General features: G+C 65.7%; 12 protein-coding genes and 1 tRNA gene. 9 read left to right on the forward strand and 4 right to left on the reverse strand.

The window, feature by feature from the left end; genetic code table 11:
* Window positions 1-77: 77 nt before the first annotated feature.
* Window positions 78-1,040, reverse strand: coding sequence for a tRNA glutamyl-Q(34) synthetase GluQRS (gene gluQRS / locus BMZ79_RS11975; RefSeq protein WP_090640357.1), 963 nt, complete (start codon window positions 1,038-1,040; stop codon window positions 78-80).
* 73 nt (window positions 1,041-1,113) lie between these two features.
* Window positions 1,114-1,190 (reverse strand) — tRNA-Asp (locus tag BMZ79_RS11980).
* Between the two features lie 208 nt (window positions 1,191-1,398).
* On the opposite strand from BMZ79_RS11980, the gene BMZ79_RS11985 reads away from it, so the two are divergent.
* Window positions 1,399-1,590 carry an aspartyl-phosphate phosphatase Spo0E family protein gene (locus tag BMZ79_RS11985; protein WP_218154688.1) on the forward strand — a complete coding sequence of 64 codons (192 nt, stop codon included), beginning with the start codon at window positions 1,399-1,401 and terminating at the stop codon, window positions 1,588-1,590.
* Between the two features lie 85 nt (window positions 1,591-1,675).
* Here the strand turns inward: BMZ79_RS11985 and BMZ79_RS11990 are convergent, their stop codons facing one another.
* Window positions 1,676-2,041, reverse strand: a complete 366-nt coding sequence (locus tag BMZ79_RS11990; protein WP_256252695.1) for a hypothetical protein — start codon at window positions 2,039-2,041, stop codon at window positions 1,676-1,678.
* Between the two features lie 161 nt (window positions 2,042-2,202).
* On the opposite strand from BMZ79_RS11990, the gene BMZ79_RS11995 reads away from it, so the two are divergent.
* Together BMZ79_RS11995 and BMZ79_RS12000 are read left to right on the forward strand one after the other, a co-directional pair.
* Window positions 2,203-2,763 (forward strand): TetR/AcrR family transcriptional regulator, encoded by a 561-nt coding sequence (locus tag BMZ79_RS11995; RefSeq protein ID WP_090640362.1) that lies wholly within the window; start codon window positions 2,203-2,205, stop codon window positions 2,761-2,763.
* 187 nt (window positions 2,764-2,950) lie between these two features.
* Window positions 2,951-3,706 carry a 3-oxoacyl-ACP reductase family protein gene (locus BMZ79_RS12000; protein ID WP_090640365.1) on the forward strand — a complete coding sequence of 252 codons (756 nt, stop codon included), beginning with the start codon at window positions 2,951-2,953 and terminating at the stop codon, window positions 3,704-3,706.
* A 162-nt stretch (window positions 3,707-3,868) separates the two neighbouring features.
* On the opposite strand, the gene yicI is transcribed toward BMZ79_RS12000, so the two are convergent.
* Window positions 3,869-6,193, reverse strand: a complete 2,325-nt coding sequence (yicI, locus tag BMZ79_RS12005; RefSeq protein ID WP_090640368.1) for an alpha-xylosidase — start codon at window positions 6,191-6,193, stop codon at window positions 3,869-3,871.
* A 126-nt stretch (window positions 6,194-6,319) separates the two neighbouring features.
* Here yicI and BMZ79_RS12010 point away from each other — a divergent pair, with 126 nt between their 5' ends.
* From BMZ79_RS12010 to BMZ79_RS12035, 6 genes are all read left to right on the forward strand, one after another.
* The gene (locus tag BMZ79_RS12010) at window positions 6,320-7,204 is read left to right on the forward strand and encodes an AraC family transcriptional regulator (protein WP_090640371.1); all 885 of its coding nucleotides are present in this window, start codon (window positions 6,320-6,322) and stop codon (window positions 7,202-7,204) included.
* Window positions 7,205-7,713: 509 nt separating this feature from the next.
* Entirely contained in the window at window positions 7,714-9,759 is a 2,046-nt protein-coding gene (locus BMZ79_RS12015) for a PrsW family glutamic-type intramembrane protease (protein WP_256252697.1), read from the forward strand.
* Entirely contained in the window at window positions 9,759-10,088 is a 330-nt protein-coding gene (locus BMZ79_RS12020) for a hypothetical protein (RefSeq protein ID WP_090640376.1), read from the forward strand. Before BMZ79_RS12015 ends, BMZ79_RS12020 begins: the two co-directional genes overlap by 1 nt.
* A 413-nt stretch (window positions 10,089-10,501) precedes the next feature.
* Entirely contained in the window at window positions 10,502-12,532 is a 2,031-nt protein-coding gene (locus BMZ79_RS12025) for a Na+/H+ antiporter (RefSeq protein WP_090640378.1), read from the forward strand.
* Between the two features lie 429 nt (window positions 12,533-12,961).
* A complete protein-coding gene (locus BMZ79_RS12030; RefSeq protein WP_090640380.1) occupies window positions 12,962-13,843 on the forward strand; it encodes a TolB family protein in 882 nt (293 codons plus the stop codon).
* A 539-nt stretch (window positions 13,844-14,382) separates the two neighbouring features.
* Complete coding sequence (locus BMZ79_RS12035) at window positions 14,383-14,775, forward strand: LbetaH domain-containing protein (protein WP_090640382.1); 393 nt, start codon at window positions 14,383-14,385, stop codon at window positions 14,773-14,775.
* The last annotated feature ends 168 nt before the right edge of the window (window positions 14,776-14,943 follow it).

Consider the following 14,943-nt stretch of genomic DNA (forward strand, 5'->3'; position numbering starts at 1 on the left):
GAAGGCGGCTTGTTCGCCGTTCGCGCGGTTTCTGCGCGGTTATGGAGAAGAAGAAGGAGAAAAGAGAAAGAGGAGCGCTACTCGCGAAGCAGCCGGCGGAGCATCTCGTCCGTGACGACGACGTTCTCCGCGGGCACGCGGCCGAGATGAAAGCGCGGAATCAGCTCCCGCGCCGGGACCGGCTCGTCCGTGTCGGCGAGCCCGCTGACATGCGCCAGCCAACCGACGACCTGCTCGGGCGCGGCGCCGGCATCCCGCAGGGCGGCGAGCGAAATGCCGCCGTGCCGCTTGGCGAGCCGCTTGCCGTCGGAGCCGAACAGCAGCGGAACGTGGGCGAAGCGGGGCGGCCTCAGGCCGAGCGCCTCGTAGAGCCGCAACTGGCGCGGCGCGGAGTCGAGCAGGTCGGCGCCGCGCAGCACGTCGGTGATGCCCATCGCGGCGTCGTCGACGACGACCGCCAGCTGGTAGCTGATCATGCCGTCGGCCCGCTTGACGATGAAGTCGCCGCCCGCGCCCGGCGGGAACGCCTGCGGGCCCGCGACGGCGTCGTCGAAGCGGACGGGCGCCGCGCCGACGGCGAACCGGAGCGACGGCTCCTTGCGCAGCCGCCGCTCCGCGCGCTCCGCCGGCGTCAGCGCGCGGCAGGTGCCCGGGTAGGCCGCGCCTTCGCTGCCGAGCCCGTGCGGCGCGCTCGCGACGGCGGCCAGATCGGCCCGGCTGCAGAAGCAGCTGTACAGCCGGCCGGCGCGCTCCAGCGCGGCGAGCGCTTCCTCGTAGCGGTCCAACCGTTCGCTCTGCGTGTAGGGACCGTACGGGCCGCCGACGTCCGGCCCTTCGTCCCAGTCCAAGCCGAGCCAGCGCAGGTCCGCCAGCGCCTGCTCGGCCAGCTCCGCGCGGGAGCGGGCCGTGTCGACGTCCTCCGTGCGCATGAGGAACGTCCCGCCGGCGCTGCGCGTCTGCAGCCAGGCGAGCAGCGCGGTGCGGGCGTTGCCGACGTGCATGAGCCCCGAGGGCGTCGGGGCGAATCGTCCTCTCATCATGAGCGCGGCCTCCTTCGGATGCAAAAAATGAGCAGGGAGGCAAGCTCCTGCTCAGGTCGTTCGAACTATGAAATGGCGGAGCCGACGGGATTCGAACCCGCGGTCTCCTGCGTGACAGGCAGGCATGTTAGGCCTCTACACCACGGCTCCGCGCCGCAAGACAAGCAGTATCATATCATGGCGGCCGCGGAGGCGCAATAAAGTTTTCCAACTATCCAAATATAATGATACATTCTGTTTACTTCCTGCGATACGGTGGTAATAACTTTGTAGGACACCAGGCGCATACTCCGCTATCGATGATGGAACGACAAAACGACAATGGCGTCAAGATTCGATGCCGCCCTCCGGAAAGGAGTTGTTTTTCGCGAAGTCCACGGAGATTCGACCGTTCGAGCTGCTCGACGTGATCGACGAAATCAACGGCACCCGGCAGGAGCTGAACCGCATGGAACGTTCGTTCGCCGCCGTGAACGAGGACCTGCTTCGGCTGTCGGAAAAGCTCGATAAATTGATCGTGCGCTATTACGAGATCAAACGGGTCTTATAGCGCGTACTCGGCGCAATCACAAGAAAGGCAAGGGTTCCCGCGAGCGCGGGGGTCCTTGCCTTTCTGCCGTTTTCCGGTTTGCGCGTTAGTGCATCGATTGGTAGCCGTGCATCTGCTGCTGGTAGGGGGTCATGCCGAAGCTCTGAACCGGCTGCTGCAGGCTTTGGGAGCCCGGCTGCGTCATGGCGAGCTGCTCGGCCTGGCGGCAGAGCTCCGCTACGTGCTGGAGCTGCTGGATGGCCGTTTGATGGCCCTGCAGCGCGGTTTGGACGATTTGCGCGGCGCGCTGCTCGCGCTGCGCCAGCTGTTCGAGCTGCTGCGCGTTTTGCTGCTCCTGCTGCAGCAGCAGTTGATAGTTTTGGCTGGCTTGCTGGGTCTGGTTCACCAGCTGCTGGATGATTTGCTCGCACTGGTGCAGGGATTGGCTCCAAGACGCGTTCGTGAATTGCATGGATGAATTTTCCTCCTTTGATTTAACAACGGCCTTATTATGCCTGCCGGCGTTTCGGTTATTCGTCCGATCGAAGGATAAATAAACGGAACAATCGTTCCGAAAAAACCTTGCTTTTCGTTTCGCGTTGGGTTACGATACGAACCAGGGGATGATCAACGATGGCAAGAAACAAAACGTTCAACATCGACGACGCGATCGAGAAGGCGATGCGCGTCTTTCGCGAGAAAGGCTACGAAGGCGCGTCGATGCAGGATCTCGTGGACGCGACCGGCCTAAGCCGGAGCAGCATTTACGAAACGTTCGGCAGCAAGAAGGATCTGTATCTCGTGGCGCTGGACCGTTACGGGGACCAAGCGCAGGACCTGACCGGGATCCTTTACGGGAAAGGGACGGCGAAGGAGCTGCTGCTTGCGTTCTTCGACAGGCTCATCGCGCATAACATGCCGCAGAGCTGCCTCATGGTCAGCGCTTCGCTCGAAATGTGCGGCCATCCCGAAGTGAAGAGCCGGGTTCAAGCCGAAGCGGCGGGCAGCGAGCGGGCCTTCTATCAGCTGCTTGCGCGGGCGGCTTCCAACGGGGAATTGAAGGGCAGTCCGGATTTGCGCGCTTTGGCGCAATTTCTCGTCAACGCGCGGCACGGCATTACGGTGTCGGCCGTAACCTCGGATCGTCAAGCGCTGGATAATATCGTGGCGGTGACGCTGCATTTTCTGCGTTGATTTTTTTTGCGCTTTTCCGGAACGATCATTCCCTAAAATCGTTTCGCCGCCTTGGCCTTTATTTTTTTGTTTATTTCCGGAACGTTCATTCCCGATTTTGCGTAATGCGGAACAAGCGACGACAGGCTTTTTAGCGTGTTGCATCCGTCCACCATTCAACCATTCCACCTACAAGGAGAGATCGATAATGACGATGAAAACAAACGGTAAGTTTACGGGCAAGGTCGCTTTCGTGACGGGTGGTTCCCGCGGCATCGGGGAGGCCATCGCAAGACGGCTTGCGGAAGAAGGCGCGGCCGTCGCGTTTACGTATGCCAGCGCGCAAGAAAAAGCGGATCGCCTCGCGAAGGACATCGAAGCCGGCGGCGGCCGGGCGCTGGCTCTTCGCGCCGACGGAGCCGACGGCGAGGCGGTCAAGCGCGCCGTCGCCGAGGCGGCGGCGAAGCTCGGCCGCATCAACATCCTCGTCAACAACGCCGGCCTGCTCGACGTCAAGCCTTACGATGCCTTCACGCTCGACGAGTTCGACCGGATGGTCGCCGTGAACGTCCGCGCCGTCTTCGCCGCCGTGCAGGCCGCCGCGCCGGAGATGGGCGAGGGCGACCGCATCATCACGATCGGCAGCGTGAACGCGGATGCCAGCGGCTTCGCCGGCATGAGCCTGTACAGCATGACGAAGGCCGCCGTGGCGGGGATGACCCGCGGCTTGGCGCGCGACCTGAGCCCAAGGGGCATTACCGTCAACAACGTTCAGCCGGGACCGGTCGATACCGACATGAATCCGGCGGAAGGGCCGTTCGCGGATTTTCTGAGGACGCTGATGGCGGGCGGCCGTTACGGCAAGCCGGCGGAGATCGCCGCGTTCGTCGCGTATCTCGCGTCGCCGGAAGCCGGCTATATCACGGGCGCGTCGCTCGACATCAACGGCGGCTTCATGATTTAAGCCCCGGCGGAAGGACGCGGGCGGGGACGCGGCGCGCGGCTGCGCCGTCTCCGCCGCAGCGCGAAAAAGGGAAGCGCGCAGGCTCGAGCCTGCGCGCTTCCCTTTTCGTATCGCCATTCTTCGCTTCCGTTCCTATGTTTCCCGGTTCCGCCGCGACCGAACTTACAGTTGCACGACCAGCCGTTTGACTCCCGGCGCCGGCAGGATCCGGACGCCTTCCGCGCCGGCGTCGGCTTGCCCGCCTTCGACGGAAGCGACCGCTTCGACGCCGCGGAGGAGCAGGCTCCAGCCTTCGGCGCCGCCGTCGACGTCGAGCGCGATTGCCCCGCCGCGCCGCGAAGCCGTCGCGGTCAGGGCCGTTTCGCCCGTCACGTCCGGCACGACGGCCGAAGCGGACGCCCCGTCTTGAAGCGCGAACAGCTGCAGCGTCACGCCGGACGCGTAGTCGTAGTCCGGACGGCCGTCCTCGGCGCCGACCGGAATGAGCGAGTTTTCGCGCACGTAGAGCGGCAGGTTGAAGTAATCGAACGTTTCCTTGCGCCACGCGCCGCCCTCGATCCGCTCGCCGGTCAAGTAATGCGTCCACGTGCCCGCCGGCACGTAATAGACCGCTTCGCCTTCGGGGTTGAAGATCGGCGCGACGAGGAACGAATCGCCGAGCATGTATTGACGGTCGAGATAATCGCAAGCCGGGTCGCCGCCGAATTCCAGCACCATCGCGCGCATGACCGGCACGCCGAGCTTGTTCGCCTGCACCGACTGGCCGAACAGGTACGGCATCAGGCGCAGCTTGAGCTTCGTGAAGCGGCGGAGAACGTCGACCGCTTCCTCGTCGAACAGCCAAGGCACCCGGTACGACGTGCTGCCGTGCAGGCGGCTGTGGCTGGACAGCAGGCCGAAGGCGACCCAGCGCTTGTACAGGTCCGGCGTCGCGCTCGCTTCGAAGCCGCCGATGTCGTGGCTCCAGAAGCCGAAGCCGGACAAGCCGAGCGACAGGCCGCCGCGGAGGCTTTCCGCCATCGAATCGAACGTCGCTTCGCAGTCGCCGCCCCAGTGGACCGGGAATTGCTGGCCGCCGGCGGTCGCGGAGCGGGCGAACAGCGCGGCTTCGCCTTTGCCGCGTTTCTCTTCCAGCAGCTCGAAGACGACTTTGTTGTACAGGTGCGTGTAGTAGTTGTGCATCTGGTGCGGATCGGAGCCGTCATGGTAGACGACGTCGGTCGGGATGCGCTCGCCGAAGTCCGTCTTGAAGCTGTCGACGCCCATGTCCATCAGCGCGGCCAGCTTGCTCTTGTACCAGTCGCACGCCGCCGGGTTCGTGAAGTCGACGAGCCCCATGCCGTACTGCCACATGTCCCACTGCCAGACGCTGCCGTCGGCGCGCTTCACCAGGTAGCCGAGCGCCGCCGCTTCGTCGAACAGCGGGGAGCGCTGGGCGATGTAGCTGTTGATCCAGACGCAGATGTGCAGGCCTTTCGCTTTCAGGCGCTCCAGCATGCCGCGCGGATCCGGGAAGACGCGCTCGTCCCATTCGAAGTTGCACCATTCGTATTCCTTCATCCAGAAGCAGTCGAAATGGAACACCGCGAGCGGGATGTCGCGCTCGGCCATGCCGTCGACGAAGCTCGTGACCGTCGCTTCGTCGTAGTTGGTCGTGAACGACGTCGTCAGCCAGAGGCCGAACGACCAGGCCGGCGGCAGGGCGGGCTTGCCCGTCAGCGCGGTGTAGTTGGCCAGGACGTCCTTGAGCGTATCGCCGCCGATGACGAAGTATTCCAGCGATTCGCCGGCGACGCTGAACTGCGCCTTGGACACCTTCTCCGACGCGATCTCGTAGGAGACGAGCTCGGGATGGTTGACGAATACGCCGTAGCCGCGGTTCGTGACGTAGAACGGGACGTTCTTGTAGGCTTGCTCCGAAGCCGTGCCGCCGTCCTGGTTCCAGACGTCGACGGTCTGGCCGTTCTTCACGAACGGCGTGAACCGCTCGCCGAGGCCGTACACGGTTTCGCCGATCGCCAGGTCGAGCTGCTCGCGGAAGTGATGGCGGCCGTCGGCCGCCTGGACGAAGCCGGTGGCGCGGGAGCCGCCGCGGGTCAGCTTGCGCCCTTTATACGTATAGACGATATTGATCGGATGGGCCTTCGTGATCGTGACGGCCGCGTCGCCGCTCTTCAGCGTGACGGCGTCCGCCGCGTTCTCGATCTCGACGGGCACACGGTCCGGCGTCAGGAGCGGGAACGAAGCGGGACCTTGCCGGCGCGTTCCTTTATGATGGTAGAATTTCGCGCGGATGATATCCTTCATCGGGGACGAGAACTCCATCGTGATCAGGGGCGCGTTCAAGGTGTGGCCGCGGGTTTCCAAATGGCGGTGCGTCGCGTACACGGTGATGCCGTCGGTGCCGACGACGACGTCATGCACCTCGTACGGCGAAATGACCTCGTAGCCTTCGCGGGTCATCCAGTAGCCGTCGCTGAATTTCATCGTGATTCCATCCTCTCGTCTTATCGGATTGCTTGCGCTTGCTAACAGTATACTGATTGAAATGCCGCTTCTCTTGCAGTATTATGCTCTATATTAATACGATTCTGATCATGGGGCGGCGATGACATGGATAAGCGGCATTTACGGGAGGACCGCCGGCACGGGAGTCCCGAGGTTCCGGTCGGCGTGTACCGGATGGCGCGGGCGGCCGGCGAGCCGATTCTGGACGCGCATTGGCACGAGGAGGCGGAGTTTCTGGCGGTGGAGAGCGGGGAGGCGGTGTTCCAAATCGGCCTGACCGCGTATCATGCCGCCGCGGGCGACGTGCTGTACATTCCGGGCGGCGAGCTGCACGGCGGCTACGCGCGCGGCGGCGCGGCCTGCTCGTACGGGGCGGTCGTGTTCCGCCCGGACTGGCTGACGAGCCCCGGGGACGGCGCCGCGCAGCGGCTGCTCGAGCCGATCCGGGCCGGGCGCGGGCTGCCGGTGCCCTTCGCGGGCGCCGTGCCCGGTCTCGCGCCGGCGCTCTTCCGCCATCTCGGCCCGCTGCTCGACCTGGAGCACGCGGACGATCCCGCGAAGCCGCTGCGGCTGAAGGGCGGGCTGTACCAGCTCTTCGCCGAGTACGTATCCCGCGCCGCTTTCGTGGAGGGGCCGTCGCGCTCGCCGCTCGACGCGCAGACGCAGGAGCGGCTGAAGGCGGTGCTGACCTACGTCGACGCCCATTACGCCCGGAAGCTGACCGTGCGCGAGTTGGCCGCGGAGGCGGGGATGAGCGAAGGCCACTTCTCGCGCGTGTTCAAATCGTTCATGCGCCAGACGCCCGTCGAGTACGTCAACGCGCTGCGCATCCGGATCGCGGCGTCGCTGCTGGAGGACCGGAATATGTCCGTCAGCGAGGCGGCGCTCGAGGTCGGCTTCGACAACTTCAGCTACTTCTGCAACCGGTTCCGCGCTGTGTTCCGGTGCACGCCGTCCGAATACCGGCATCGCGAGCGGGGACGGGCGTGAGCGGACGGGCTGGAGCGTCTTCGGCGCTCGGGCATTTCGGCTGTCGGCGGAGGGCCGTTTCGTTCGAAAAGTACCGTCTAGTCCCTTCGTAGAAACGCGTGATGGGCGGCGCCGCGGCTCGACCTGCGGCCATGGGCATAGGCGGAGCGGCGCGCCTGCTTGCGCCGCAAGTCCCGGGGCGGCCGCGCGAGACTTGCCGAGACCCCCTCCCGACCCGGGAGCGGGGTCTTATTTTTGCGTTTCGCGTTTTCGCCGGCCGCTCCGCGGGGTAAAAGGGTATATTTGCGCGTGCGGGCAAGGCGGCTCCTTGCATTCGGATCGCCGCCGGCCGCACCGCCTACCACCGCACGGGGAGGGAACCCGAAATCGCGACTACGCTCTGGCAAATCCGCACCGGCATCCGAGACGCGGGGGAGTCGGCCTTCCGCGCGCTGAAAGCGCTTATCGCGCGCTATCCGGCCCTTCGCGCGGCGTACGCCCTGTACGCCTGGCTCTCGCTGGCGGCGCTCGTGCTCAGCCTCGTCTTCCTGAAGGAATCGCGGACGATGCTGGTGCAGTACTTATGGTCGTTCTACGTGGTCCTGCAGTTCTGGGCGCTGTGCCGCGGCAAGACGCTCACCTGGCGGCAAACCGCGCTCTTCGTCATGGCCGGCGCGCTCTTGGTCGTCCCGTTCACGGCGTTCACGGTGAACGCGGTCCACGCGCTGGCCGGCGGGCGGGCGCGCGACACCTGGTCGCAGGCCGTGCTGACGCCGATCGTCGAGGAGGCATGGAAGCTGCTGCCGCTCGGCGCGCTGCTCTTGTTCTCGCGGCGCGCGTCCGCGCTCGGCTTGTGCGATTACGCGCTCGCCGGCGCCGCTTCCGGCGCGGGCTTCCAGCTGGCCGAGGAGCTGTCGCGGCGCTGGACGAATGCCGGCAAGCTCTCCGATCTGTACGGCTACAGCTACACGATGCTCGGCGGGGAGACGATCCATTGGGACTTCTTCGCGCTGTTCCCGGGCCGCTTCGAGGAGAGCGTTCTCCCGTCGCTCATGACGGTCAGCCATCCCGTGCATACGGCGATGGTCGCCCTCGGCGTCGGCGCGGCCGTCCGGTTCGGGGCCAAACGGAGCCGGTGGCTCTGGCTGCTGCCGGTTCTGCTGCTGCTCTGGGCGATTCTCGACCATGCCGCCTACAACGGGCAGGGCAGCCTGCCGGATTGGGTCATGACCGTCCATGCGTGGACGGGCAGCGGCTACAAGACCCGGGCGGCGTTCCTGCTCTTGCTGGCCGCCGCCGTCTGTTACGACTATTGGACGCTCAATCTGGTTCGGCGCAAGCTGCCCCTGCTGCCGGGCGAGCTGCCCGTCCTCAATCCGTTCTCCGAGCTGTGGGGCATGGTCGAGGCTCTGTTCCGGGACCGCGGCTCGTTCGCGTACCGGATGGGCTTCTATCGGCAGCGGCGGGAGCTGGCTTACCTGCTGCTGTACGGCAACGCCGAGGCGCTCGGCCGGGAGGACGCCGTGCGCGAACGGACGAAGCGGCTGTACCGGGCCGCGGCGGGGCTCGGCGCCGTGCTGCTGGCGGCCGGCGCAGCAGCCGGCTTCGCCGCTTGGGCGCAGCTGCACGCCGCCGTTCCTTCGGCCGATGCCTGCTTCGCCTGCCTGTTCGATTCGCTTCAGAATTGGTGGGACCGGCTGAGCGGGCTGGAGAAAGGCGCCATCATCGTCGGGGCGCTGGCGCTCGGGCTGCTCTTCCTGGAGTTCTGGCCGGCGCTCGGCCTCGCGCTGACGATCCCCGGCGTCGCGGGCAGCGGACACGAAATCGCCGCCGACATCCGCGATCCGAAGCGGCTGCTGACCCCGGAGAACGCGATCGCCGCCGTCGCCGCGATCGTGCTCAGCCGGCTGCCGTTCGGCAGGGCGGCGGAATGGCTGGGGAAGAAGGCGCGCGGCCCGCTCGAGCGGCTGCTGAAGAAGCTCGGGCGGCTCGGCCGGAAGGAAGAGCCCGACATGCCGGGAGGCAAGCCGCCCCGGGAGGACGGCGGAGCGCATCCGGACCGCGGCGACGGGCCGGACGCCGGCAAGGAGAAGGACGGCGACCGGGACGGAGACGAGGGCGGCGATCGCGACGACGATGCCGCGCCGGCGGCAGGGAACGGCTACCGCGAGGTCGAAATTGTCGACCAGCGGGGCAATCCGATCGGGGAGTTCGACGAGATCGACGCGGAGCGCGGCATCTTCTACGAGGACAAGACGGCCCGCGGCCTCGATATCGTCAATCCGCGGACCGGCCTGCCGACGCAGACGCCGCAGGAGTTCGCCGACAAGCAAATTCTCGCGAAGACCCGCACCCGGATTCACAACCTTGCGGCCAAGGCGGCCGGAACCCGGGCGACGGCGCACGGCACGCCGGACGTGCCGTCGCTGGAGCGGATCCGGTCCATCAAGCATTTCGTCTTCCGGCTGGACGGCGACACGCCGGCGCTGCGAAGCGCGGTCGAGAACAGCCTGAACGCGCTCCGGGCCGAATTTCCGGATCATACGTTCCAAGTCTTATTTAGGGGGAAACCGTAATGTCGATCAGTGCTTTCATACCCGAGCCGGGCAGCGACGCCGAGCGGCTGTTCCACGTGCCGGTCGCGACCGAGGCATTCTTCGAGGATTGCTGGGAGCCCGCGGCGGAGGAGCTCGGGCTGCGGTGGGTGCCGCTCTTCGCGACCGGCGTCGAGCTGACGAAGGCGGACGTGCCCGAGGTGCTCGGCGAGCTCGGCCGCCTGCGGGCGTGGGCGGAGCGCGCGCTGGACGGCGATCGCCTGGCGCTGCTGCTGGCGCGCCTCGGCCGGCTGACGGAGGAGCTGCCCGGCGCGTTCGAGCGGGACGGAGCGGTCGTATATATCGGATGACCGCGCGTCCGCCGGCGTCCGGTCCGACGGGAAACGGAGAAGCGCGCATCCGCGCGAAGCCGCCTTCGCGAAGCCGCCTTTTTGCATAGAACGCCTCATGATAGGAATGCGAACAGCCGTCCCGCTTCGGGCGGCTTTTTGCCGTTCGGGCAGGAAGCCTGCGCCTGCGCGGAGCAGCTGCGTTTCCCGTCGGCCGATCGCGCCGGTACTTGCGATTGCCGCCGCCGCTGACGTATGCTTTTGGAAGCGAATCCCCGACCTCCTGCCGGAACCCGCCGCCGCATCGGGATCCGTCCCAAGCGCCGCAAGCGGAGTTTTGACCGGCCGCGAACGGGGTATCCTGAAGACGGGGCGGGCCGTCTGGAAGAAGCTAGCACCCGCGAAATCCTATTGAACGCCGGAGTGAAAAACCCATGGAATTATTCGAAATCGTCCTCGTCCTGCTGCTGATGCTCGCCGTCTCCCAGGTGGCGCAGCGGTCGCTGCCGTTCATTCCGCTGCCGATCATTCAGATCGGCCTCGGGGCGCTGGTGGTCTATCTGCCTTGGCATATCCACGTCTCCTTGGAGCCGGAGCTGTTCTTCCTGCTCTTCATCGCGCCGCTGCTGTTCAACGACGGCCGGCGGACGCCGCGGGACGAGCTGTGGGCGCTGAGGCTGCCGATCGTGCTCTTGGCCGTCGGCCTCGTGCTCCTGACCGTCGTCGCGGGCGGGTACTTTATCCACGCCCTGATTCCGGCCATCCCGCTGTCGGCGGCGTTCGCGCTGGCCGCGATCCTGTCCCCGACGGACGCGGTCGCCGTCTCCGCCATCGCCTCGCGGGTCAAGCTGCCGGCGAACATTCACCGGGTGCTCGAGGGCGAGTCGCTCATGAACGACGCTTCCGGCCTCGTCGCGTTCAAGTTCGCCATCGGCGCCGCGGTCACGGGCGTGTTTTCGATTTGGCAGGCGTCCTGGAGCTTCGTCGTCATCGCCGTCGGCGGACTGCTTGTCGGCGCCGTGCTGGCGCTCGTGATCATTTGGGGGCGCATGGCGCTGCGCCGGTTCGGCATCGAGGACGCGTCCGTGCACGTGCTCATCCAGATCGTCACGCCGTTCATCCTGTATTACGCGGCGGAGCATGTGGGCGTGTCCGGCATCTTGGCGGCCGTCGCCGGCGGCATTCTGCACGCGATCGAGCAGGACCGTTCCGGCTTCACGACGATCGAACAGAAATTCGTGTCGGAGATCACGTGGAACATCATTCTCTTCATCATGAACGGACTCGTCTTCGTGCTGCTCGGCTTGCAAATTCCGGCGATCGCGACCAGCATCTTCAGCAACCGGGCATACGACAATTTCAAAGTCGTCGGGTACGTGCTCGCCATTTACCTGCTGCTCATCGCGCTGCGCTTCGTCTGGCTGACCCTGTCGGAGCGGCTGACCAAGCCCGGCGCGAGCAGAAACTACGACTGGCGCGGGATCGGGCTGACGTCGCTGTCCGGCATCCGCGGCGCGATCACGCTTGCGGGCGCGTTTACGATTCCGTTCATGGTCGGCAGCGGCGAACCCTTCCCGCAGCGCGATCTCATGATCTTCCTCGCCGCCGGCGTCATTTTGGTCTCGCTCCTCATCGCGAGCGTCATGCTGCCGCTTCTGGCGGAATCGTCGCCGAAGAACGAAGCGTCGAACGCCCGCGAAAAGGAGCTCCGGGCGCAAATCGCCGCGATCAAGGCGGCCAACCAGGCCGTGCGCCTCGCCATCGACGACGACAATACCCATTCGGCGGCGATCGTGATCGCGGACAACGACCAGCGGCTGTCGGACGTCAAGCGGACCACGTACGAGATGCTGTCCCGCAAGGCGCGCTCGGAGGAGCTGTTCCTGCGCCAGCTCGGCATCGCCGAAGAGCGCCGGTGCGTGCATCTGCTGCGGGAGAAGGGGGAGATCGAGCCGGAGGAAGCGGTCGTGCTGCAAAATATTTTCCGCCGGATCGAGCTCGTCGTCTCGAACCGGTTCCATATTTTCTACCTGCTGCTGTACGCGCTCGTGAACAAGGTGCTGACGGCGGTCCAGCCTGCCAAGCGGCGCATGTACGACAGCCTGAAGGCGGCCGATCGCAAGTCGTTCATCCGGCTGCGCATCGCGACCGCGGCGTACGCGCTGGATAAGCTGCAGGTCAACGAGACGTGCGAGGATTCCACCGTCAACCGCGTGTGCGGCCATTACCGCCAAATGATCAACATGCTGAACAACAAGCTCGCCGCGCCGGAGCCGGCGGAGATCCACGAGGAGCAGGTACAGACGCTGCGGATGCTCTCGCTGCAGGCGGAGCGCGAGGCGCTGCAGGAGGAATACCGGCAGGGCAACATCGGCCGGCAGCAGCTGAGCAAGCTGCAATTCCAGATCAGCATGCACGAGGCGGAAGTGCTGGATACGAATTGGGGCAACTTCCTGCAGGCGTGAGCGCGCGTGCGGGTTGGAAGCGGGAAGCCGCTGCCGGAGCAGTCCGGGGGCGGGGTCCCGTTTTTTTTTTGCGGAGAGTCGGTCGTCGGAGTGGGCCGGGCGGCGAACGGGGGCAAAGGTGAGCAGGTGACCTGCATAGTGGGGGAAGCGAGCGGAAATAGGGCAAGAGGATGACTAGATAACCTGCGTGGTGGAGTGAGCACGCGGTTTTAGTGCAAGAAGGTGAGTAGATAACCTACATAGTGGGCGAAGCGGGCGGAAATAAGGCAAGAGGGTGATGCGGTTACCTTCCGCCGCTGCAGCCGTTGCCACCTTGTCCGGAAACGCGCATAATGGGCAGTACAGGCGGGACCGCGCAGGTCGCGCACGCGAACGCGCGCGCTTGAGAGCGCTTGCGCGAAATCTTCCCGCCAAAAGGAAGGGGAACGCATGGATACGATACGGGAAATGCCCCGGCCGGAGGACCGCGGCGTCGTCAGCGTCTTGGAGACGATCGACGCGGAGACCGGCGAACGGACGACGCTCGCCGAGTTCGACGAGCTGATCGAGGCGCCGAACTGGACGCGCGACGGCGCGCGGCTCATCTATAACAGCGGCGGCCTGCTTCACGCGTTCGACCTGGCGACGCGCGAGTCCTCCGCCATCGATTCCGGCTTCGCGAACCGCTGCAACAACGACCACGTGCTCTCGCCGGACAACGCGCGCGTCGCGGTCAGCCATCACACGCGGGAGGACGGCCAGTCGCGCATCTACGTCCTTCCGCTAGCCGGCGGGCGGCCGACGCTGATTACGCCGATGGCGCCGAGCTATCTGCACGGCTGGTCGCCGGACGGCAGCACGCTCGCGTATTGCGCCGAGCGGAACGGGCAATACGACATTTACGCCATTCCGGCGGAAGGCGGCGTCGAGACGCGGCTGACCGATACGCCGGGGCTGGACGACGGTCCGGAGTACTCCCCGGACGGGCGGCACATCTGGTTCAACTCGACGCGCAGCGGGCTGATGCAGGTGTGGCGCATGAACGCGGACGGCGGCGACCCGACGCAGATGACCTTCGACGAAAGCAACGCCTGGTTTCCGCACGCGTCGCCGGACGGACGCGCCGTCGCCTATCTCGTCTACCGCAAAGGCGACGTCGCGCCGAACGACCATCCGGCGAACAAGCAGGTCGAGCTCCGGCTTATGCCGAGCGAAGGCGGCGCGTTTCGGACGCTGGCGGCGCTCTTCGGCGGACAGGGGACGATCAACGTCAATTCATGGTCGCCGGACAGCCGGAAGCTCGCGTTCGTCAGCTATCGGCTGAAGGGATAGCGCCCGCGGCCGGGGCGATGAACGGCGCGCGCGGCCCGGCGCCGAGCCGGGCGCCGAGGTGTCGCTCCGTCCGGCGCCAAGCGGGCCGGCTTCGCTTTCAGGCATCGCCGCCTAGCCGCGGGGGCGCCTTTGCGGATTGCCGGGCGCCGCGCGCGCGGCAACGCGCTTCCCGGCACCAAGCCTCGAGCCCCAAGCGCCGCCACGCTGCCCGGCGCTAAGTCTCGCGCCCAAGCGCCGGCGCATCGCCCGGCGCGCTCGCCCGGCGCCCGGCGCCGCGCCGATGCTCGCTTCGGGCAGCCGCTTGCCCCGGCGCCAATCCGCCCCAAAACGCGGCCGTTTACGAAAACGTAAACGGCCGCGTTTTTTGCCGTTCCGTCCGCCGCGCCCCCCGGAGGCGCGGCGTTTCCGGCCCGAACGGCCGGCCCCGTGGGCCGGCGCGGCTTTTCACGGGCATTACACGAACTTAACAAACCTTAACCCGCGCTACATATCGACAAGATAAGCTTGAACTAGAACGATAAGGAGGGAGAGAAACAAGCATGGCGTTAACGTATGTCCATCAGGAATCGCGGCGGCGCGGGCAATTGAACCGGGAGCCGAACATCGACGAGACGGCGGTCGTGCAGCGCAGCCGGCTGGGCGAATGGACGGCCGTCGGCGCGAGAAGCCGCATCATGGAAAGCACGATGGACGACTACAGCTACTGCGTCGACGAAGCGATCATTCACTATGCCGCCATCGGAAAGTTCTGCAATATCGCTTCGCATGTCTGCAAAAATCCGGGCAATCATCCCATGTGGCGCGTCACCCTGCACCATGCGAACGTACCGCAGGGTCGCCTACGGCTTCGACGAGACGGACGACGCGGCGTTCTTCGACTGGCGGCGCGCGCATCCGGTTACCATCGGCCACGACGCATGGATCGGACATAAAGCGGCCGTTTTACATATATTCGAGGCCAATAAGCGCCCCTGTGTCCGCGAATCGCTGATAATCGATGAATTTGGCTGAATAGCGGCTCATGTGTCCGCTCAATCATCATTCAGCAGGGGTACCGCCTCGTACAAATCAGCATGAGGGTAACCGCGTCATCTCGCGCC

The sequence above is a fragment of the Paenibacillus sp. UNC496MF genome, from assembly GCF_900113915.1.
GTDB lineage: Bacteria > Bacillota > Bacilli > Paenibacillales > Paenibacillaceae > Paenibacillus_Z > Paenibacillus_Z artemisiicola.